Genomic DNA, 18,869 nt, shown 5'->3' with positions numbered 1-18,869 from the left:
CCGATTTGGTAGCTGTCAGGAGCGGAAAATGCCGGAAGCACCTCGCAAACCGATGACAGGCATGCTCGTTTCCGGCATTCTCGTTTTAGCTCTCCTGTTCGCAGCGCAAGCGGTTTTTGCGCCCCTATTTTTCGCTCTCTTCATCATCGCCATCGTGTGGCCTTGCCAGCTTGCCTTGCAGACAAGGCTTCCGCGTCTTCTGGCGCTGCTGATCACGTTGATCATCACGATCGGCTTCATCGTCGCGATCGGTTCCTCGCTCGCCTGGGGATTGGGCAGGCTGGGCCAGTGGCTGTTCATGAATGCCGACCGCCTGCAAGCCACTTATTCGGCTGTCGTGGATTGGCTGGAACAGCATGGCATAGCGATAGCCGGGCCGATCGGGGACTGGTTCGATGTCACCAGACTGCTGTCGGTTCTGCAGAGCACGGCGGGGCGCCTGAACAGCTTCGGCGGGTTTACGCTGCTGGTGCTGATCTTCGTCATGCTGGGGCTTCTGGAGGTCGAGGATTTCGCCGTTCGCTTGGGGCTGCCGGCTACGCAGCCTCACGGCCAGATCATCCTTGCAGCGAGCCGCATCATTGCAATGAAATTTCGCCGTTTCATGCTTGTGCGTACCTTCGCCAGCATTCTCACGGGATTGCTCGTATGGCTCCTGTCCATCGGGGCGGGATTGGAACTGGCTGCGGCCTGGGGCGTCATCGCATTTGCCTTCAACTACATTCCGTTTCTGGGGCCATTGGTGGCGACGACCCTGCCGACCCTCTTCGCCATTGCCCAGTTTGATACCTGGCAGCCAGCACTGCTTATCTTTGTGAGCCTCAACCTCATACAGTTCGTTATCGGCAGTTACCTCGAACCGAGGCTGGCGGGTGCATCGCTGGCCATATCGCCTTTTGCGGTCATCTTTTCGGTGTTCTTCTGGAGTTTCATGTGGGGGCTGGCCGGAGCCTTCATAGGGGTTCCGATATTGATCACATTCATCGTCTTCTGTTCGATGGTCGCCTCCACGACGTGGCTCGCCACCGTCCTTTCAGACAGCGAAACTGCAAATTCAGATGGGTAGGAGCGGCGAGATGCGTATACTCAACACGATTACATTGCTTCTTATCGTCATCGGCGGGCTTGACTGGCTTCTCATCGGCCTGTTCCAGTTCGATCCCATAGGGCTTTTGTTGGGAGGCCCGGGCGCCATCCTTGCGCGTATCATCTATGCGTTGATCGGGGTTTCCGCTCTCTGGCAACTCCTTCCCCTCTTCGGTGCGGTGGCTCGTCGCGACGCTGAAGCCAAGATAAAGCGTAGCAATGTCCATCGGCCATAGATGATGCAATCTGCTCCGGGGGCACCATTTTTGGCGGAGCAGAATGTCGTTGTGAAAGCGCAGGACGACCTGATCCTTCGCGGCTATAGCCTGATCTCGTCCTATGACCGATGGCGTTGAAACCGCCCGGCCACCCAGACATATCGGCTTCGCCGGATATTCCATACCCATCGTCCCTCAATCCATCGATAGCCCTTTCGTGGAGGAGGAGTGTGTTCTTTCCGTTTCGGCGGCGGCGGCGGGCGTCTGCCCACGGGAGCACGGGGCCCCACCGTTTCCGAGGATGCTGCCCCTGGTACCAGTATCAAGGCTCCAATGAGCTGAAGAAACAATCTGCGATGTCTTTCCATTTCACTCACCTCTCGCGTTATTACATTGAACCGGCGGATCGACGTGGCAATGCCGGATGGTTGTCTTCGTCCAGCAATTCGGCGGCCTCCCTGAGAATACGTTCATCCTCGGAGTTGGCCGGCGAGACGGAAAGCGTGCCCGTTCCCACCGTTCCCGCCGTCAGGGCCCTCAAGGGAATCCGGGGCAGCATGGTCGCCAGCGTGACGAATCTGTCGTGTCTGATCCTCGTCGGCGCCCTCACATCGCTAATATCGATGATCTGGAGATTGCGTTCTTCGGCCAATGCGATGGTGCGGGGATCATCGATATCGAGCGCCCCGGCTTTGGCTGATGCACCTGAGAGCCATCGTGATGTCGCGAGAGCGAGATCGTCCTTTGTGGACAGTACGATGATCGGTTTTTTCAGGTTGCCGACGACTTTCAGTTGCTTCCGGAAGATATCGATGTCGATATCAGGCGCGGCAAGTATCACCTGGTCGATCTGGCCAAGGGAAAGACTTTTCGACTGAAGGCGCAATTGCCGCAATGTCTCGACGGTCAGCCAACTGCCCATGCTATGTGCCAGAATTTTCGTCTCGACTTTTCTGGTGCCGAGATCATCAAGGGTTTGCACGAGTTCGTCACGGGAGAAATTGCTGGAATCCCTGTCGGCGAGATAGCTCGAGAAATTTCCCCGAGACGGCCACGCAAACAATATCGGTGTGCTTCTGGCGTCAGCGTCGGCCGATATCTGGACGAGCCGGAACAGGCTTTCCTGGAAATTGTTGTTGTAACCGTGCACGAAGACCAAAGCCGAGCGCCCGGCTGCAGCCATATCGACGAATTTCTCGTGAGAGATAACTTTGCTTTCGATGACCGCAAAGGAAGACGCGGCATTTGGTGTTCCGCGTGGCCATTCGATCGTCCCCGGTCTGTGTCCCGGTGGAACCGAAACGACCATGCGGAGATAGGTCGGATATTGGGCTCTTTCGCTGGAGAAGCCGTTATTGCCCAATTTATCCGGTTCGCGCGTTGTCACGACCAGAATTGTCTGCTGTGTCGCGCCCCTTGCCGGCTGCACGACCTGCAAACTCGCCTGGCCTGGCCGCGCACACGAGGCCAGGAAAAGACATACAGAAACACTCAGCAAAAGGCATAACGCCTTAAGGGTGGATACCCCGAAACACCTTGGTTTCTCCAACATGGCGAGATTAAAACATACCCCGAGGATATTGGTAAATAGGGATAATATCACGCTGCCAGGTGATGATCATCGGACGAGTTCTTGCAGCGCTTGCCGAGGGAGACGCCAAGCACCACAACGATCGTAAGAGCCGCAGGCCGGATGCCAGGAGGTGGATAAACTGTCGAGCCCGATGCGCCGCCATGCGCTATGGCGTCGGCATTGGCCGGGATGGATTTGCGTGGCAGGGGCGGGGTAACATCCATTGGCGTCAGCCATGGCCGAGATGGAAGCCTTTGCGAACTCAAGGGACAGACCATGCAAAAGAATGGGAATGCATTCCGCTATCTTGCCGGCACGCGGGCAATGCCTGCCGCTTCGGTTATTGGAGGTTCGGGATCGGGCACGACTGATAATGTGTGTTTGAGACATTTGAGCGCGAAACAGGATCGGGAGTGGCGCACACCCTCTATCTTATAGAGTTTCCGCCTCAGAAACTGCTCGTAGCCTGCGGTTCCCGCCACTGCCACCTTGATGAGATAATCATATTCACCTGTTGTCAGATAGGCTTCCAACACCTCTGGAAGAGCGGCCATCGCTTCCCCGAAACGCTCCAGAACCTCGTCGTCGTGGCGCTCCAGCATCACCTCGATGATAACGGTTTCGGTCAGTCCGAGCTTGGCTTGATCGAGAATGGCGGTGTAGCCGCGAATGACCCCTTCGTCTTCCAGCCGCTTGACGCGCTGCCAGCAGGGGCTGGGCGAGAGCCCCACCTTTTCCGAAAGCTCCGAATTGCTCAACCTGCCGTTCTCCAGGAGGGTGCGCAATATTTTGCGGTCAATTCTGTCTAGCGGCTTCGTCATGCCGGCCTCCCCAAAATACGTTGCAAAAAAATCTGCCGTCGCTGCGGCAGCCTGCGAAAGAAGTGTTTTCCGACGCGCCGTTTGGTGGTGTCATTCGAAAGCACCTTCGGCTGATCTTTGAGTACCGTACTGCAAGGTACAGGCAGCAGGGAGGAGCAGGCGTGGCATCGATAGAGCAGCAACATTTTCCAAGGCCGAGAACGCTCATCCATCCCGGCATTTCCGCGCCAGTGCGCATCAACAGCCTTCGCTCGCCATCTGCGCGCCATGTGCGGCTGTTCGTCGCGCCGGGGCGTAGCCTTTACGATGGCATCGTGCGGCCGCTTTTCGAAAACGGCATTGAGAATGCCTCGCTCACCATTCTCGGCGGTTATTTTGACATATTGTCCTATTGCGTGGCCCCGCCCGACCCTTCCGGCAGAGCGGTCATTGCCTATACGAAGCCCATCGACGCGGGTGCTGCCTGGCTTGTCTTCGGCAATGCTACGCTCGGGCGCAGCATGAAGGGCGAGCCGATTGTTCATTGCCATGCCGCCATGCGCACCGCGGCGGGTGTGGTCAAGGGCGGCCATCTGCTGACTGAATCCTGTATTGTTGGCGAGGGCGGCGTTTCCGCCCTGGTGACGTCACTCGACAGTTTCGTGCTGCAGCAGTCCTTCGACCCTGAAACCAACATTCCCCTTCTTCAACCCAGGAACCGTACGGAGCGCGCCGATGAACACGCATAACACTGTCGAAACCGGATCCATGGGGCGTGTGGCCTATGCCCGCATCGCACCCAATGAAGACCTCGTTCTCGGTGTCGAAAAACTGTGCCTTGCCGAAGGTTTCAGAAATGCCTTTGTGCGCGGCGCGCTGGGCAGTCTGGTCGATGCCTGTCTCGGCACCCGCAGCGGCGCGTTCTTGCAAATACGCGGTCCCGCCGTGGAAATCGTCTCCATTGCCGGCGAAGTGCGTGCCCAGCCGGACGGCTCGCTGCGCGCCTCGCTGACCGGTGTCGTCGCCGATACCGAAGGTTCGGTTTATGGCGGTCCCTTCATCGCCGGAGCTAACCCGGTTTGCATGACTTTTGAAGTGACGCTGGAAGAGTGGTTGCCTGCGGAAAAGCCGCAGGCGGCGTGAGTTGTAGTAAGGCGGGCCGGTGAGTTGCTGAGCGCAACTCATACTGCGTGCCTCTGTCTTTCGGTCAGAAGTAGTTCGAAAGTAACGCAGACCGGGTTTTTGCCGCGCACCAGCCGCCCGCCGCTGATATGTGTGGTGAGGTCCACCATCGCAATATCCAGCATTGCTTTGCGGCCTCCGGGAACGGCTTGGCCGATACGGCCCTTGTTTATGAGGATTTCGCTCGCGTAGGCAGTGAGGCTTGTTCCGTCTTCATAATCCGCACCGACCAGGCTGCCAATTCCATTGACTTCGGCTTCTCGCAGGCCAAACTGGGTAGAGACCTCTTCGAGTGCCGTGCATATATCGGTATTGGGGCGCACTGTGCATAAAAGTGCCCGAAGACCCGAACGCTTTTGGTGGCGCTGTTGCGCGATGGGTGTAAAAAGGGGGAAGTTGGTTTCCTCATCCTTTTGCACATCGAGGATCGCTCCATCCAGTGCCAGAGCTTCTAGCGGTGTTTCTACAGCAAATTCGGTCTCGAAAGGCAGCAGATGCCCCATGGAGACAACGCCGTCGGCACTCTTCCATGACCCATGGCAATGCAGAAACGGCGCGCTATCACGCCGGCCCATATGCAGGCCGGCATCGATGATTGTGCCACCCGGCACGGAAAAGGTTTCGCTATACCATGCGGCATGTGCGTCATCCGGTGCGGCCGCCGGCATGACATAATGCAGCCGTTTCATCGGTACGTTCTTAAGTCTTACGTAACCGCCTTCGAACCCCAACTCCGCAAAGGCATCGGCAATCGCTTGGTTGGCGCTTACGCCGGGCCGGACCGTCAGAGTAACAGGATAGGCATGGCAGCCGACGGCACGAAAGCGTTCAGGCGTTATCGGTCCGGGATGGACGATGTGGCGGGGAAGCTCTTGCGTGCCTGTCTCCGTCATACCGCAAGCCCCGCGGTAATGAAGCCCCCATCCACGGCGAGTACCTGTCCGTTGATGTAGCTTGCGTCATCCGACACGAGGAAAGCCACGGCAGAGGCGATCTCGTCCGTCCTGCCATAGCGATGCATCGGAACGCGGCTATGCCATTGGTCGCGAACATTTTCCGTATGAACTGCCTGGGTGAGGGGGGTATCTACCGGACCGGGAGCAATTGCGTTGACACGAATGCCCGATTGCCCCAGCTCGTTTGCCATTACCATCGTCAGAAGATTGACGCCGCCTTTCGAAGCGCCATAGGCACTGCGGCCACGATTTCCACACATGCCGGAAACAGAGCTGATATTCACGATCGAGCCGGCAAGATCGCGCTCCAGCCAGTAACGTGCGGCAGTGCGCGCTACCGCGAAGCTGCCGACGAGATTGACATCAACGATGCGGCGAAATTCTTCGACGCTTGTGTCGACGGACAGCTTGTCGATACCGATGCCGGCGCTGTTGACGACGGCGACCAGATCAACCGCATGATCGGCACCGTTAGCCGTCAGGGCGGCGAATGCCCTCTCTATCGATGCCTCGTCCGCAACATTGCAGACGATGCCGCGCGAGAGATCGATACCGAGCTTTTCGCAGGCTATATCCAGCGCCTCGCGCTTGAGATCCAGCAACCATGGCTGCCAGCCGCGCGCCATCAGGAGTTGCGCAGTGGAGAAACCGATGCCGGATGCACCGCCGGTGATCGCGACGGCCCCTTTTGTCCCTGTTTTCTCTTGTGTCATACCGTCTCCTCCCGATTGAATGTCACGCCTGTCAGCCTGTCCGCTTTTCTTCGAAAGCCGGCATCTGACCGCGTTTCTCCAGTTCCTCGCGGATCATTTTCTTGGTGATCTTGCCGTAGGCGGATTTCGGCATGGCATCCCAGAACACCACTGATTTCGGCAGCTTGTAGCGGGCCATCTTGCCTTCCAGATAGGCCTTCAGATCGATGGCGGCGATATCCGCGCCCTCGCGGGCCACGCAAACGGCCACACCGACCTCGCCCCATACCGCGTCCGGCACACCCAGAACCGCAGTCTCGCTGATGTCAGGATGCATGAGGATTTTTTCTTCGATTTCACGCGGATAGATGTTCGAGCCGCCCGAAATATACATGTCGGAGGCGCGCCCGGTGATGTAGAGGAAGCCGTTCTCATCGCGATGACCAAGGTCGCCCGTGCGGAACCAGCCATTGCGGAAGGCTTTGGCATTTGCCTCGGGATTATCGTAGTAGCCGGCGAAAACGGCGGGACCGATTACACAAATTTCGCCGGTTTCGCCTGCGTCAACTTCCTCGCCCGCATCGTTCTGGATCTGCACTTCCATGCCGGTGCGGTCGAAGCCGCAGGTGCCGATGCGCGTTTCCGGACCGTCCTCGGCGTTATGAAAAGAAGGCGGCAGCACGGTGATGTTACCGGTGACTTCACCCAGGCCGAAATATTGCACCAGCACCGGGCCGAGCTTTGCAAGCGCCCGTTTCTGGTCCGCGCGATACATCGGCGCACCGGCATAGATGACATAGCGCAGCGAGGAGTGATCGAAACGATCCACAGAGGGGTCTTCGACGAGCATTTTAAGGATGGTTGGTACAGTGAAGGCGTTGGTGATACGCCATTTTTCGATCAGCGCCCAGACGGCGGGCACATCGAGTTTTTCCGCCGCCGGCAGCACGGTTTTCGCGCCATGCGCCACCTGCACCAGCTGGTGAATGCCCGCACCGTGTGAAAGCGGGGCAACGACGATGGAGGCGTCGTCCGGTCCGGTGTCGGGCATCAGATCGCAGAGATGGTTGGTGATGACGAACGCCATCTGGCCATGGGTAAGCACTGCAGCCTTGGGCCGGCCGGTGGTGCCTGAGGTGAAGAAGAACCAACACGGGTCATCCCGATCCACTGCCTGGCTTTTGACTTTGTGCCCCATATGACGGGCCACGATGGCATCGTAATCCTCACCGAACTTTGCCGTGCCGATGGCGATGCTGAAATCGATCGTGCTTGCCTCATGGCTGGCTTTAGCATGATCGGGAAAAGCACTGGCGCAAATCATGCCGCGTGCGCCGCTGGCCTTCGCCAGATAGGCAACTTCATCGGGCGATTGACGGTAATTGGTCGGCACCCACACCGCACCCACGCGGAAGCATGCGAACATGGATTCGAACATCTGGTTGTTGTTGGAGGACTGCACCAGAATGCGGTCCCCCTTTCTGACGCCGAATTCAGTCTCCAGCGCATGGGCCATTGCGTCGACGCGGGCTTCCATTTGAGCCCAGCTCCAAGTCTTTTCACCCCAGACGAAACCGATATGGTCCGGGTTGCGGCGTGCCGCCTGCGTCAGGAAATGCGAGAGGTTCATCACCCGCGTGGTGGAGGGCGCAACCCCGCCCGCGGGATGCTGTACGGCACTTTGCGTCGTCATTTCACACGCTCCATGATCGAGACGTAATTGGCAACCGCCGTGCCACCCATGTTGAACACGCCAGCCAGCGAGGCATTGGGAATTTGCATGTCGCCTGCCTCGCCCATCAATTGCATCGCCGCCATGACATGCATGGAAACGCCGGTCGCCCCGACGGGATGACCTTTCGATTTCAATCCACCCGATGGGTTGATTGGCAGGCGTCCGGTCTTCAGGGCCGTTCCATCCTGGACAACGCGATATCCTTCACCGGGCTTCGCAAGCCCCATGGCCTCATATTCGATAAGTTCGGCAATGGTGAAGCAGTCGTGCGTTTCAACGAAAGAGAGGTCGTCGAGCGTTGCGCCGGCAAGTTCCAGCGAGCCGGCCCAGGCGCGGCGCGCGCCTTCGAAGGCCAACGGATCGCGACGGCTCAATGCCATGATGTCGTTGACATGCTTGCGGCCCCTGAAACCGATGGCGCGGTTGAGTGTGGCTGCCGTTTCCTCGTCGGCCAGAATGATCGCGGCAGCGCCATCAGAAATCAGCGAGCAGTCGGTGCGGCGCAGCGGGCCTGCGACGTAGGGGTTCTTGTCCGAAACCGTATTGCAGAAATCGAAGCCGAAATCCTTGCGCATATGGGCATAGGGATTGACCGCGCCATTGGCGTGGTTCTTTGCGGCAATCATCGCCAGCTCTTCCGAGCGGTCGCCATAACGTTGAAAATATGCCTGTGCGATGCGGCCGAACTGGCCGGCAAACCCGCCGGGAATATTGGCCTCCTCCGCACGGTAACAGGCGGAGAGCAGGATTTCGCCCACCTCTGCGGTCGGCAGCGCCGTCATTTTTTCGGCGCCGACAACGAGTGCGATGCGGCCGCGCCCGGCTTCGATGAAGTCCATGGCGCTATAGAGGGCGGCCGATCCTGTTGAGCAGGCATTTTCGAAACGCACTGCCGGCGTATAGGCGAGGCGCTCATCGCCCATCGCTACCAGGGCGCCCTGAAAATCCTGTTTCGAGAAGCCATTGTTCATCACGCCGACGAAAATGCCGTCGATATCGCTGACATCGACGCCCGCATGGTCTATGGCCGGCGCCACGACCGAAGCCATCAGTTGCTCGGTATTTTCAAGGGCCGACTTGCCGAAAGGCGAATGCGCCCAGCCGACGATCTGCGCTTTGCTCATTTGCTCGTTCTCCTCGTTTGCCGTTTCGTGTCGCCTTCACCGCGCGTGCGGGCGCGGCTGGCCATCATTTCTGCGATGCGTGTCTCGATGCGGGTTACTTCCTCGCGCAGCAGCGCTGCGAGTTCCGGCTGGCGCTCCGGTCGCATGCGGCTGTCCACAGCGGCAATGCTCAACGCTCCCGCTACCGCGCCATCAGGCGCGCGGATGGCAACGCCAATACCCCAGGAATTAGAAAGGATCAGGCCGGGGTTGAGCGAATAGCCATTGGCTCTCGTCAACTCGACATCACGGCGCAGGCCCTCAAGCGTGATGCCGGGATAATTAGCGGCAATCAGCCCGCTATTGGCCGCAATGATACTTTCCACCTCGGCGTCCGGCAGCGCCGCCAGCATGGCGAGCGAACCCGCACCAATACCCAAGGGGTGTTCGAAACCGGCCTGAAGCGCATGGGTGCGCACCGGCCAGGTGCCTTCTTCGCGGTAAAGGCACAGGGAAAATGTATCACGGCGCACGGAAAGGAAGCTCGAATCCTCCGAGCGGCGGGAAATGCGCGTCAGGCCGTCCTGCGCCATTTGAAGAAGGCCAAACCGGCGCGACGACAGGCTGCCCAGCACATAGGTTTCTTCGCCGAGGTAGTAACGCCGCGTTTCCTCATCCTGCTCCACAAGGCCGGCGCGGATCAGAGCCAGCAGCAGGCGGCGGGCCGTGGGCTTGTTCAGTCCGCTTTCTGTCACGATGACCGAAAGCGCCACGCCGCGTTCCGCGTGCCTCCCGACCATGGAGAGCAGCGCCAGAGCCCGGTCCACCGCACGCGCGCCAGTCAGATCTTTTTCTACCGGGATCGTTGTTGTTGTTGTTGCCATCTCAGGAAAACGCCCCCACCGCACAGCTTTGCCCGCCATCGACCGGCAAACAGACGCCGGTGATGAACTTAGCCTCATCAGATGCGAGAAAAACGGCGGCGCGGGCAATATCGAAGGCATCGCCCATGCGGCCCACCGGGACAGCCGCATTGCGCGCCGCCACCATCTCCTCGACAGACGCATATTGATTGCTGATCTGCTTGTAGATCAGTGGGGTGTCGATCATTCCCGGAAGAATGCAATTGGCGCGAATGCCCTGCCGGGCATATTGCATGGCCAGCGCCACAGTCGCCTGATTTACAGCTGCCTTCATGGCGTAATAGGCAAAATAGGGATAGCCGGTCCAGCGAATGGAGGCGAGCGACGAGATATTGACAATGGCCCCGCCGCCCTGCGCCAACATCACCGGCAACACAGCCTTGGAGGTGCGATAAACGGAGCCGATATTAAGATCGACCGAGGCGCGAAAGCTTTCCTCATCCAGCTCAACCGGCCCGCCCATATGGGTCACGCCGACATTATTGTGCAGAATATCTATGCCACCAAAGGCCTCGCAGGTGCGGGCAACGGTGGTCGATACGGACTGTAGTTCAGTGACATCGGCGGCAACCGCAATCGCCTCCAAGCCTTCTCCGCGAATGATCTCAGCCGTCTCTTCGGCTGCGTCAGCGGAGAGATCGACACAGGCTACGCGCGCGCCTTCGCGGGCAAATTGCACGGCCGCAGCCTTGCCGTTGCCAAAACCCGGCCCCGATGATCCTGCGCCAAACACAAGCGCACGTTTTCCCGTCAGGCGACCTGTCAAAGCAGTCTCCATTCCAATCGTCAGACATAGTCGGGTTGGCCCCGCTACGGGCGGGGCCAGTTACTCAACGGGCCGGTCAGGTCAGGCTTGCACCAACGGCCTTTTCAAGAATGGCCCAGGCTTCATCGCCGTATTTGCCTTTCCACTCGGAATAGAAGCCTGCCTCTTTCAGCGCGGCGCGGAAAAGTGTCGCATCCGTGTCGTTGAAGGTCATGCCCTTGGAAATCAGATCTTCCTTGACCGAGGCATTGAGCTTCGCCACATCGGCGCGTTCATCCTTGCCCGACTGGTTGAGGTTTTTGGCGACGATGGCGCGCAGGTCATCCGGCAAACGCTCCCAGGCGCGCTTGTTGGCCAGGAACCAGAACCCGTCCCACATGTGATTGGTGACCGAGCAGAATTTCTGCACTTCGAACAGCTTTGCGGTGGAAATGATCGCCAGCGGATTTTCCTGGCCATCGACCACACCGGTCTGCAGTGCAGTATAGACCTCGGCGAAATTGATCGAGGCAGGGGCAGACTTGAACGCCTTGAACATAGAGGTCCAGAGCGGGCTCACTGGCACGCGGATCTTGAAGCTTTCGAGATCTGCCGGCGTGGCGATGGGCTTGGAAGCGCTGGTGATCTGGCGGAAGCCGTTGTCCCAGATTGTGTCCATGGCAACGAGATTCTGCTTGGCAATTTCGCCACGGACATATTTACCGAGATCGCCATCCATGGCCGCCCATACGGACTCGTAGTTCGGGAAGGCGAAACCGATGCCGCTGATGGAGGCGTTCGGTACCAGCGTCGACAGGATCAGCGGCGAAAGCGTGAAGAATTCAACGCCTCCAGAGCGCACCTGGCTCAGCACGTCCGTATCCGCGCCCAACTGGCTGCTGGGGAAGATATTGATCATCACCTGACCGTCGGTTTCCTTGGCAATCCGGTCAGCGGCCTCCTTGGCGCGAATGTTCATCGGGTGCGCGGCAGGCAGATTGTTGGCATATTTATAATTGTACTGGGCAGCGCGGGCGCGCGACACGAAGGCTGTGGCCAGAACGGCGGAACCGGCGCCGGCGAGCATGGTACGTCTGTTGATATTCATTGCTTTCTCCTCCCAAAATAAAGCATGCATCATTCATCGGCGTGGCGGGTGGACCCGCCACGGTCTTAGAGCAGAATGGTCGAAAAGCCGGGGATTGCGGCGATCAGCAGCAGGCCGATGACCATGGCCGCGAGATAGGGCCAGATGGCGCCCATGGCTTCATCCGGCGAGACGTTGCCGATCTTGCAGGCGATGTAGAAGCCGATGCCGATGGGCGGCGCCATCAGGCCGATATTCATGGCAACCACCACGACCATCGAATAATGGATGTCGTTGATGCCAAGTGTACGGGCGATCGGGAACATGATCGGCGCGAGCAGAACGATCGCCGGCAGACCCTCCAGAACGCAGCCGAGGATCATGAAGATCAGGATCGACACGACCATATAGGTCATCCAGCCGCCCGGCAGATCGGTGATCATCGCGGTCAGCTGGAAGGCAAAGCCGCTCTGCGTCAGCCCCCAGGCCATGGCCGATGCGCAGCCGAGGATCAGCAGGATCGCCCCGGAAAGGGCTGCCGTCTCGACCAGCATGGAATAGAGCTTTTTGAGGCTGATGCCGCCATAAAGCACCGCGCCGATGATCATCGCGTAGAGCACGGCGATAGTGGACACTTCGGTTGCCGTGGCGACACCGCCGCCCACCAGGCTGCGGATGAGGAAGGGCAAAACGAGCGCCGGGGCGGCAATCAGGGCTGCCTTGCCCACCAGCGGCCAGGGGGTGCGCTTTGCACCTTCCATGTTTTCATGCCGCGCCTTCCAGCGGGCCAGAACGGCCAGCACCAGAAGCAGCACCATGGCAATCATGAAACCGGAGGTGAAGAGGCCGGCAATCGACACACCGGCCGCCGACCCCAGGACGATCAGCACGATGGAGGGCGGAACCGTATCGGCCATGGCGGCACCGGTGGCCAGAAGCGCGATCATTTCCTTGGGCTTGTGGCCACGGCGCTTCATTTCCGGAAAAAGCGCCGGTGCGACGGTTGCCATATCGGAAACCTTGGAGCCGGAAATGCCGGAGACGAGAAACAGCGAACCGAGCAGCACATAGGACATGCCCGCCCTGATATGGCCGAACATCGAGGACAGAAGCTCGACAATCGCCCTGCCCATGCCGGTGGCATCGAGCACGCAGCCCAGCAGCACGAAGACCGGCACTGACAGCAGAATGATGCCGGACATGCCCTCGTCCATGCGCCCGATCATCACAATGGTCGGAACCCAGGTGGTGAAGGTCAGATAGGCGAGGGTTCCAAGGCCGAAGCAGAAGGCAATCGGCACGCCCAGCACCAGAAATACCGCAACGAACAGGCCGAGGAAGATCGCCAGATTAAAATTGCCGAGGGATTCCAGCATCGGCGATGCCAGATAGAGCAGGCCGGAGGCAACGGCGACGGTTACAAGGGCCGTGATGATATCGCGCAGCTTTTCCCGCCGGAAAAGATTGTTGAGCACCAGAAGCAGCATGAGACAGGCGCCGACCGGCAGCGCCGCAGCGCGAAACGACATCGGAATATTCAGCGCTGCTGACGTGACCACCCATTCCTCGATGGCGTATTCCATGGCGGGCTTGATGATTGCTGCAAGAAATGTCGCCACCAGCACCAGCGCCAGCGAATTGATATAGCCCAGAACACGTTGCGGGAACATGTTGAGAAACAGCGTCAGGCGCAGATGTTCACTGCGATCGATGGCAATCGCCGCACCCAGCATGGCAAACCACAGGAAGCACAAGGACGCCGTTTCATCGATCCAGACAATCGGTAGATGCAGGGCATAACGTGACGTCACGCCCAGCAGAAGCAGGCCGATCATCACCGCCAGCAGCACGGCCGCCACGGCCTCGATGGGGCGCATGAACCACGAGCCCGTTACCGGTCCGGTGTGCAACAGTTCGCCATCGAGTACAAATACGTCGTCATTCGCGTCTGCGGTCATGGTCATCGGGGCCTCCTCTCCCACAGAACAACCTTCGCAATAAGATGTCAGCAAAACAGGATGTCCATGCCACGACCGCGACATCAGGATAGCTGTTGTTGCCAGACTGGCCAGACCCCTCCAAAAGTCTGAATGTATCGGTATATTGCCTCCACAATATGGACCACTACAAAACCATGTATCCGGGATACACAGGAATATTTGTGAAATCAACAGTAAATAGACGGATTTGTGCAGTTTATTTGCGCATCTGCAAGGTCCATATAGTGGATCATACTTTGTTTCGACCTTCATTCGCCGGTAACGACCATGCAGCACGGCACCTGATGCAAAGGCCAGCCAATGCAGATCGTGTCGGCCCGACCGGGGCAGGCCGCCATACATGCGGGGTGCCTGCGTCGCGCCACGGAGAGCCGGAAAACATTTCTGCTTAGCCTTGAACTGGCTGGGATGGGGAAGGGCCTTGACGTGACGACCACTGGTCGAACTGGGAAAATGACGGTGGTGCGGCTGAGCACTCTCTAACCGGCAATCCGGGCGTTGATTATCTCTTGAAATTCTCCCGTGCGGAGGTTTTTGCGGCAAGGGGATATGTTCTCAGCGATGCCGCCGCCCGGCGTTCTTCCTGTCAGGCGCGGGGCGATGTTTCGCCCCGCCTTTTCCCGAACAACCGCGGCGGATTCGGAGCGGCTTTATCTGATGCAGCAGGTGAGCCGCTGGTGCATCCGGGCCGCCCGCAATGCTGCTTTCAGACCAGGGCCAGAATCCGGGCCGGACCGCCTGTTCCGCCACGATGTGCCGGCGCGCCGACGACGACGGTTGCGCCCTTGACCGGCAAAGCCTCGAGGTTGTTGAGGCCTTCGATACCGTAGCGCCCGGCCGGAAGCCAGGAATTGTGAACGGCGAAATCGGCAGAGTTGCCCGGATCCAGCGAAAGCGTGTCGACGCCGATCGCGACCGTGTCGCGCTTGAGCAGAAGGTCGGTTGCCGACTTGCCGAAACCGGGAAAGGCGAATTTTCCGGCGTCGTCGGTGCGGAATGAGGGGCTCTTCACTCTGGTTGCCCAGCCGGAGCGCAGGGCGACGATCGCACCTGCCGGGATATCGCCATTTGCAGATATCCAGCGCTCGATGTCTTCAGCCTCGATGGTGGAATTGGCATCCTCTTTTGCGCGGTCGGTGATGTCGATGATGACCAGCGGCGCGACAAGTTTCTGCGGCTCCAGCTGATCGACGCTCGCGCCGTCGGCGCTGAAGTGGAACGGTGCATCGATATGTGTGCCGGTATGTTCGTAGATGGTGAGCTTGTGGAGCTGATAACCATCCTTGGTGATATCAGCTGCCCATTCGTATTCGATGCCCGGTTTGCCGTCGAAGGTGGGAAATGCGGAATCATAGGTGTGGGTGAGATCGATGACCCGTCCGGGTGTTTGCGCAAGCACCGGAGCCGCGAGGCTGCCTGCCGCCACCGCCGTTACACCGGCCACGGCGCCCTTGAACAGCAGGCGTCGTGACAGCATGTTCTTTTTCACGTTCTCGATCACGCAGTGGTTGCACATTCCTCAGTCCCTCCATTGAGAAATCCCTGATCGCAAGCGTAGCGCAAAGATGGGGTGAAGCAAGACAGGACCGTCCCTGATTTTTGACCCGTGTTCAGATGGCGGTTTCGGCAAGTCGCCGCCCAAAGGCTGCAATTGCCTTGCCCACCGGCAGGCGGCTTCTCTGATATCGTGAAAGGGCGGTGGGCAGGTCGTCCGTTTGCCGCAGGGCGTCGCGCAGCGCCATTGCGTCTCCCGCGGCCTTGGAAACGCCCATCGCGGTGTGAGGGCGAACCACAAAGGCGGCATCTCCGACCAGCGCCATGCGCGGCGACACCATCTGTTCAGCCTCATAGTCAAAAATGCCTTGGATCGATGGGTTTTCCTCCGCTTCCACCGCAAGCGCCAATTGCGGCGGCAGAAGGGAGGACGCGTCCCTGCGCAGTTGCTCGCGGCGCTGCTCAGTCAGTTCGCCACGGGGCAGCGAATATTCGAAATGCCTGCCGTCGCGGCCGGTGAAGGTTCGGCCAAGCTCATCGGCCGGTGTAGGACGATACCACACCCAGTTGTAACGGCGCTGTCCATGTTGTGTCTCACCAAGTGGCCCCGGCACGAGGTAACCCAGAACATGAATTCCGGGTGTGATGTAAAAAGCGAAGCGGTCGAGCAGCAGGGACGCATCGGCCGGTAATCTGGTTTCGGGTATCAGCCCGCGCCAGGCGACATAACCCGCAAAGGCGTTTTCCGAATGGCGATTGACCGCCTTGCGGATGGCCGAACCCAAGCCATCCGCGCCTATTACGAGATCAGCGCGCTCTTGCCTGCCGTCGGCGAAGGACAGCATCACTCCATCAGGGCCTTCCCGAACCGCGTCGACATGGTGTCCCAGGAGATAGGTATCGGCGAGGAGGCGGGAGGACACGCGCTCAAAGAGGTAGTCCCATGAAATCTGCATCTGCGGCGTCTTCTGGCGCTGGGCCACGCGGCCGCCAGCATCGAGGTAGATGCGCTCCTTCGCAACCACACCGACATGGGTGACGTCTTCGCAGCCGATCTGGTCCAGAACCTCGAACAGGTCCTGCTGCGGCACCAGTCCTGCACCACGCCCGCCGAGGCCGGACGACGAGCGTTCGTAGACTTTCACATCGTGCCCGTCCTGCTGCAGCAATATCGCCGTGAAAAGACCGGCAAGCGAGCCGCCGGCGATGCGGATTGTCAATGGTTTCATGGCCGTTCCTGTCTTTCGATATTGGTTTTGCGGCGTCGCGCCTTGTCTCGGTGAGAAAAGACCGGCGGATCGGACATGCCGAAACGCCGGTCAATGGGCGGACAGGATGTTCAGCCCGGCATGATCGCCGGCTGGTTTGCGGGAAATTTCGCCACGTCTTCGACGCTGACGTTGAGGTGCTGGGCCACCAGCGCCGGTGGGGTATGCGTCAGCCAGAAGGACAGGCTGACCTCCTGGTATTCGGCGGTCTTGAAGACCGCGACGAATTGCAGGTCGGTCTTCCCGGTATTTTCGATGATGTGTCCCTGACTTCTTTTCACGTAACCGATATCGCCGGCGCGGAAATCGGCGGTCTGGCTGCGCGGGCCCGCGTCGAACACGGTCATCCGGCCTTCACCCTTGATCCAGTATTGCCATTCGTCCGCATTGGGATGCCAGTGCATTTCGCGCACACCGCCGGGCTTGATCGTTTCGATGGCGGCGGCGATGGTTTTGGACACGGTAAAGGCGCTGCTATCCGCAAGGCGAATGACCCCGGCAGCATTTTCCTTCAGTGGTTTTGATGCAGCGAGTTTGTAGGTGAAAGGGAATGGGGGAAGTCCCGCGCCGGCAACGGCTTCCTGATCCCTGGAGAGCGGTCCCGGCTCCTTGCCCTGGAAAATCCAGAGGTTCTGCAGCGGAATGTTCCGGAACACGTCCTGCGCGACGCCGAAATTCTTGGCCAGCAGTTCGGGTGAGGTATGCGCCAGCCAGTCCGTCAGAAGCAGGGTGCCATATTCGGACTGGTCGCCTTCGTCGAACACGATGACGAATTCGCACCCTTCAGGGCCAAGTCCCTGCAGCGAATGGGGGTAGCCGGCCGGAAAATACCAGAGATCACCGGCCTCGACATCCTGCACATAGGCGCGGCCCTGCGTATCGAGCACCGTGATGCGGCAACGGCCATTGGTCATGATCGCCCATTCTGCGGCACGGTGCCAGTGCATCTCACGAACGCCGCCCGGTCCGAGCCGCATGTTGACGCCGGACACGGCATCCGAAATCGCGAAGTCCGATTTGGTCACCTGACGTGCCCATCCGCCGTTCTGGATACGCTTGGCGGCGTTGTTGAACGAGCCCCAGAAGAGCTGCATGTCGCCCACATCGGTCGCCGGCGGGCTCTGGAAGGATGGAAACTGATCGTTGATCGCAGGGTTCTTCGGGCCGGGATCGCTGAGACCCGCGGCATTGGCGTTGATTGCTCCCTCGGCGGGCTGGTCGGGATTGCCGAAAGAGGCTGCCCCGGCCGTGCTGGCGGCAAGGGCGGTGCCGCCGACGGCGCCGATTGCGAGGACTGCGCGTCTGGTCAATGTTTCCATTTCAGAACTCCTTGTTCATGGCGAGTTGGGACGAGGTGTCGATAGAGCGGGTCTGTGATGCGAGCTGGAGCACGGCGATGCGGTCGATCAGCTCGGCATTGAAGAGGCGGTGCTGCAGCTGGCAGAAGGCCTTGGGATCGAGCGCGTCGTGCCGGTCCGTTTTCTGGGCGGCGCGGGTGGCGACGCAGGATGTCTTGTCCAGTGCCGGAACAGCCTGTGCGCCTTTGGACGTTTCACTGAGCGTCGGCGCGGGAGCGGAAAGTCCGCCCAGCCTGTCGATCGCCTGTGGTGTGAGGGTGCGGAAGGCGCTGGCTGATGCGACGTCTTCGGAGGCCGCAAGCGCCGGTTCGCCATTCCTGATCAGGAAAGCATTGCCACCGAGCACGGCAACCGTACCCAGTGCCAACACCGCTGCGACTTTGAGACGACGGGGTCTCTGCTCGTCCGCATTCTTGCTGATGGAGGTCATGCCCTGCTCCTAAAAAGGGTGATGGTGTCGTCAGGAACGTTCGGAGGGGAAGCGCTTGACTGGAGCAAAGGCTACGGCGGAGAAGCGGAGCCGGCATCTATACAGAGGTCTAGTTCGTATAGCGGAAGGTGTTGGCGGCGGGATAAGCGCCCAGAGGCATCCGCTCAATGGCAATGCCTGCCCGGACGCCAGGCGTCGGAGCATGAAATAGCGACGGAT

At 59.5% G+C, this 18,869-nt stretch carries 19 protein-coding genes and 1 pseudogene; 5 read left to right on the top strand and 15 right to left on the bottom strand.

Annotation, left to right across the window (positions count from 1 at the left end; translation table 11 throughout):
• The first annotated feature begins 28 nt into the window (after positions 1 to 28).
• Positions 29 to 1,066: an AI-2E family transporter gene (locus AC5I5B_RS00420; protein WP_112958780.1), complete on the top strand. Its 1,038-nt coding sequence runs from the start codon at positions 29 to 31 to the stop codon at positions 1,064 to 1,066.
• Between the two features lie 10 nt (positions 1,067 to 1,076).
• Positions 1,077 to 1,322, top strand: coding sequence for a DUF378 domain-containing protein (locus AC5I5B_RS00415; protein WP_162724196.1), 246 nt, complete (start codon positions 1,077 to 1,079; stop codon positions 1,320 to 1,322).
• Positions 1,323 to 1,423: 101 nt separating this feature from the next.
• Here the strand turns inward: AC5I5B_RS00415 and AC5I5B_RS00410 are convergent, their stop codons facing one another.
• Positions 1,424 to 1,672 (bottom strand): YXWGXW repeat-containing protein, encoded by a 249-nt coding sequence (locus tag AC5I5B_RS00410; protein ID WP_080570356.1) that lies wholly within the window; start codon positions 1,670 to 1,672, stop codon positions 1,424 to 1,426.
• A 20-nt stretch (positions 1,673 to 1,692) separates the two neighbouring features.
• Positions 1,693 to 2,733 carry an alpha/beta hydrolase gene (locus AC5I5B_RS00405; RefSeq protein ID WP_174055155.1) on the bottom strand — a complete coding sequence of 347 codons (1,041 nt, stop codon included), beginning with the start codon at positions 2,731 to 2,733 and terminating at the stop codon, positions 1,693 to 1,695.
• 302 nt (positions 2,734 to 3,035) lie between these two features.
• Here AC5I5B_RS00405 and AC5I5B_RS00400 point away from each other — a divergent pair.
• Positions 3,036 to 3,131 (top strand): annotated as a pseudogene (locus AC5I5B_RS00400) (L,D-transpeptidase); the annotation flags it as partial.
• A gap of 48 nt (positions 3,132 to 3,179) precedes the next feature.
• Here the strand turns inward: AC5I5B_RS00400 and AC5I5B_RS00395 are convergent.
• The gene (locus tag AC5I5B_RS00395) at positions 3,180 to 3,698 is read right to left on the bottom strand and encodes an Lrp/AsnC family transcriptional regulator (RefSeq protein WP_035213215.1); all 519 of its coding nucleotides are present in this window, start codon (positions 3,696 to 3,698) and stop codon (positions 3,180 to 3,182) included.
• A gap of 161 nt (positions 3,699 to 3,859) precedes the next feature.
• Between AC5I5B_RS00395 and AC5I5B_RS00390 the strand changes: the two genes are divergently transcribed.
• A complete protein-coding gene (locus tag AC5I5B_RS00390) occupies positions 3,860 to 4,426 on the top strand; it encodes a PPC domain-containing DNA-binding protein (protein WP_003508264.1) in 567 nt (188 codons plus the stop codon).
• Entirely contained in the window at positions 4,413 to 4,820 is a 408-nt protein-coding gene (locus AC5I5B_RS00385; RefSeq protein WP_162633726.1) for a PPC domain-containing DNA-binding protein, read from the top strand. The genes AC5I5B_RS00390 and AC5I5B_RS00385 overlap by 14 nt, the downstream gene beginning before the upstream one ends.
• A 38-nt stretch (positions 4,821 to 4,858) precedes the next feature.
• Here the strand turns inward: AC5I5B_RS00385 and AC5I5B_RS00380 are convergent, their stop codons facing one another.
• The 12 genes from AC5I5B_RS00380 to AC5I5B_RS00325 all read right to left on the bottom strand — a co-directional run bounded on the left by AC5I5B_RS00380 (position 4,859) and on the right by AC5I5B_RS00325 (position 18,650).
• A complete protein-coding gene (locus AC5I5B_RS00380; RefSeq protein WP_112958784.1) occupies positions 4,859 to 5,752 on the bottom strand; it encodes a PCC domain-containing protein in 894 nt (297 codons plus the stop codon).
• Positions 5,749 to 6,528 carry an SDR family NAD(P)-dependent oxidoreductase gene (locus tag AC5I5B_RS00375; protein ID WP_065705476.1) on the bottom strand — a complete coding sequence of 260 codons (780 nt, stop codon included), beginning with the start codon at positions 6,526 to 6,528 and terminating at the stop codon, positions 5,749 to 5,751. Before AC5I5B_RS00375 ends, AC5I5B_RS00380 begins: the two co-directional genes overlap by 4 nt.
• 31 nt (positions 6,529 to 6,559) lie before the next feature.
• Entirely contained in the window at positions 6,560 to 8,200 is a 1,641-nt protein-coding gene (locus AC5I5B_RS00370; protein WP_495752191.1) for an acyl-CoA synthetase, read from the bottom strand.
• On the bottom strand, positions 8,197 to 9,366 hold the full coding sequence (locus tag AC5I5B_RS00365; RefSeq protein ID WP_003517520.1) for an acetyl-CoA acetyltransferase: 1,170 nt from the start codon (positions 9,364 to 9,366) through the stop codon (positions 8,197 to 8,199). The genes AC5I5B_RS00370 and AC5I5B_RS00365 overlap by 4 nt, the downstream gene beginning before the upstream one ends.
• Entirely contained in the window at positions 9,363 to 10,229 is an 867-nt protein-coding gene (locus AC5I5B_RS00360; RefSeq protein WP_495752190.1) for an IclR family transcriptional regulator, read from the bottom strand. The genes AC5I5B_RS00365 and AC5I5B_RS00360 overlap by 4 nt, the downstream gene beginning before the upstream one ends.
• A gap of 1 nt (position 10,230) precedes the next feature.
• Positions 10,231 to 11,034, bottom strand: a complete 804-nt coding sequence (locus AC5I5B_RS00355; RefSeq protein WP_495752189.1) for an SDR family NAD(P)-dependent oxidoreductase — start codon at positions 11,032 to 11,034, stop codon at positions 10,231 to 10,233.
• Between the two features lie 76 nt (positions 11,035 to 11,110).
• Positions 11,111 to 12,121, bottom strand: a complete 1,011-nt coding sequence (locus AC5I5B_RS00350; RefSeq protein ID WP_112293377.1) for a TRAP transporter substrate-binding protein — start codon at positions 12,119 to 12,121, stop codon at positions 11,111 to 11,113.
• A 65-nt stretch (positions 12,122 to 12,186) separates the two neighbouring features.
• A complete protein-coding gene (locus tag AC5I5B_RS00345) occupies positions 12,187 to 14,064 on the bottom strand; it encodes a TRAP transporter large permease (RefSeq protein WP_003508278.1) in 1,878 nt (625 codons plus the stop codon).
• Between the two features lie 742 nt (positions 14,065 to 14,806).
• Complete coding sequence (locus AC5I5B_RS00340; protein ID WP_003508279.1) at positions 14,807 to 15,616, bottom strand: cyclase family protein; 810 nt, start codon at positions 15,614 to 15,616, stop codon at positions 14,807 to 14,809.
• A gap of 94 nt (positions 15,617 to 15,710) precedes the next feature.
• Complete coding sequence (locus tag AC5I5B_RS00335) at positions 15,711 to 16,823, bottom strand: FAD binding domain-containing protein (protein WP_112958790.1); 1,113 nt, start codon at positions 16,821 to 16,823, stop codon at positions 15,711 to 15,713.
• 110 nt (positions 16,824 to 16,933) lie between these two features.
• Entirely contained in the window at positions 16,934 to 18,181 is a 1,248-nt protein-coding gene (locus AC5I5B_RS00330; protein ID WP_112958791.1) for an oxalate decarboxylase family bicupin, read from the bottom strand.
• A 1-nt stretch (position 18,182) separates the two neighbouring features.
• Complete coding sequence (locus AC5I5B_RS00325) at positions 18,183 to 18,650, bottom strand: hypothetical protein (protein WP_087745436.1); 468 nt, start codon at positions 18,648 to 18,650, stop codon at positions 18,183 to 18,185.
• Between the last annotated feature and the right edge of the window lie 219 nt (positions 18,651 to 18,869).

The sequence above is a fragment of the Agrobacterium sp. genome, assembly GCF_059499945.1.
The sequence above is the reverse complement of the archived record's forward strand: the minus strand, read 5'-3'. Positions and strand labels throughout refer to the sequence as shown.

What these genes read in the sequence shown, in the direction of transcription:
- AC5I5B_RS00420 (WP_112958780.1), top strand. Translation starts at nt 29, where the DNA reads ATGCCGGAAGCACCTCGCAAACCGATGACAGGCATGCTCGTTTCCGGC.
- AC5I5B_RS00415 (WP_162724196.1), top strand. Translation starts at nt 1,077, where the DNA reads ATGCGTATACTCAACACGATTACATTGCTTCTTATCGTCATCGGCGGG.
- AC5I5B_RS00410 (WP_080570356.1), bottom strand. Translation starts at nt 1,672, where the DNA reads ATGGAAAGACATCGCAGATTGTTTCTTCAGCTCATTGGAGCCTTGATA.
- AC5I5B_RS00395 (WP_035213215.1), bottom strand. Translation starts at nt 3,698, where the DNA reads ATGACGAAGCCGCTAGACAGAATTGACCGCAAAATATTGCGCACCCTC.
- AC5I5B_RS00385 (WP_162633726.1), top strand. Translation starts at nt 4,413, where the DNA reads ATGAACACGCATAACACTGTCGAAACCGGATCCATGGGGCGTGTGGCC.
- AC5I5B_RS00380 (WP_112958784.1), bottom strand. Translation starts at nt 5,752, where the DNA reads ATGACGGAGACAGGCACGCAAGAGCTTCCCCGCCACATCGTCCATCCC.
- AC5I5B_RS00375 (WP_065705476.1), bottom strand. Translation starts at nt 6,528, where the DNA reads ATGACACAAGAGAAAACAGGGACAAAAGGGGCCGTCGCGATCACCGGC.
- AC5I5B_RS00370 (WP_495752191.1), bottom strand. Translation starts at nt 8,200, where the DNA reads ATGACGACGCAAAGTGCCGTACAGCATCCCGCGGGCGGGGTTGCGCCC.
- AC5I5B_RS00365 (WP_003517520.1), bottom strand. Translation starts at nt 9,366, where the DNA reads ATGAGCAAAGCGCAGATCGTCGGCTGGGCGCATTCGCCTTTCGGCAAG.
- AC5I5B_RS00360 (WP_495752190.1), bottom strand. Translation starts at nt 10,229, where the DNA reads ATGGCAACAACAACAACAACGATCCCGGTAGAAAAAGATCTGACTGGC.
- AC5I5B_RS00350 (WP_112293377.1), bottom strand. Translation starts at nt 12,121, where the DNA reads ATGAATATCAACAGACGTACCATGCTCGCCGGCGCCGGTTCCGCCGTT.
- AC5I5B_RS00345 (WP_003508278.1), bottom strand. Translation starts at nt 14,064, where the DNA reads ATGACCATGACCGCAGACGCGAATGACGACGTATTTGTACTCGATGGC.
- AC5I5B_RS00340 (WP_003508279.1), bottom strand. Translation starts at nt 15,616, where the DNA reads ATGTGCAACCACTGCGTGATCGAGAACGTGAAAAAGAACATGCTGTCA.
- AC5I5B_RS00335 (WP_112958790.1), bottom strand. Translation starts at nt 16,823, where the DNA reads ATGAAACCATTGACAATCCGCATCGCCGGCGGCTCGCTTGCCGGTCTT.
- AC5I5B_RS00330 (WP_112958791.1), bottom strand. Translation starts at nt 18,181, where the DNA reads ATGGAAACATTGACCAGACGCGCAGTCCTCGCAATCGGCGCCGTCGGC.
- AC5I5B_RS00325 (WP_087745436.1), bottom strand. Translation starts at nt 18,650, where the DNA reads ATGACCTCCATCAGCAAGAATGCGGACGAGCAGAGACCCCGTCGTCTC.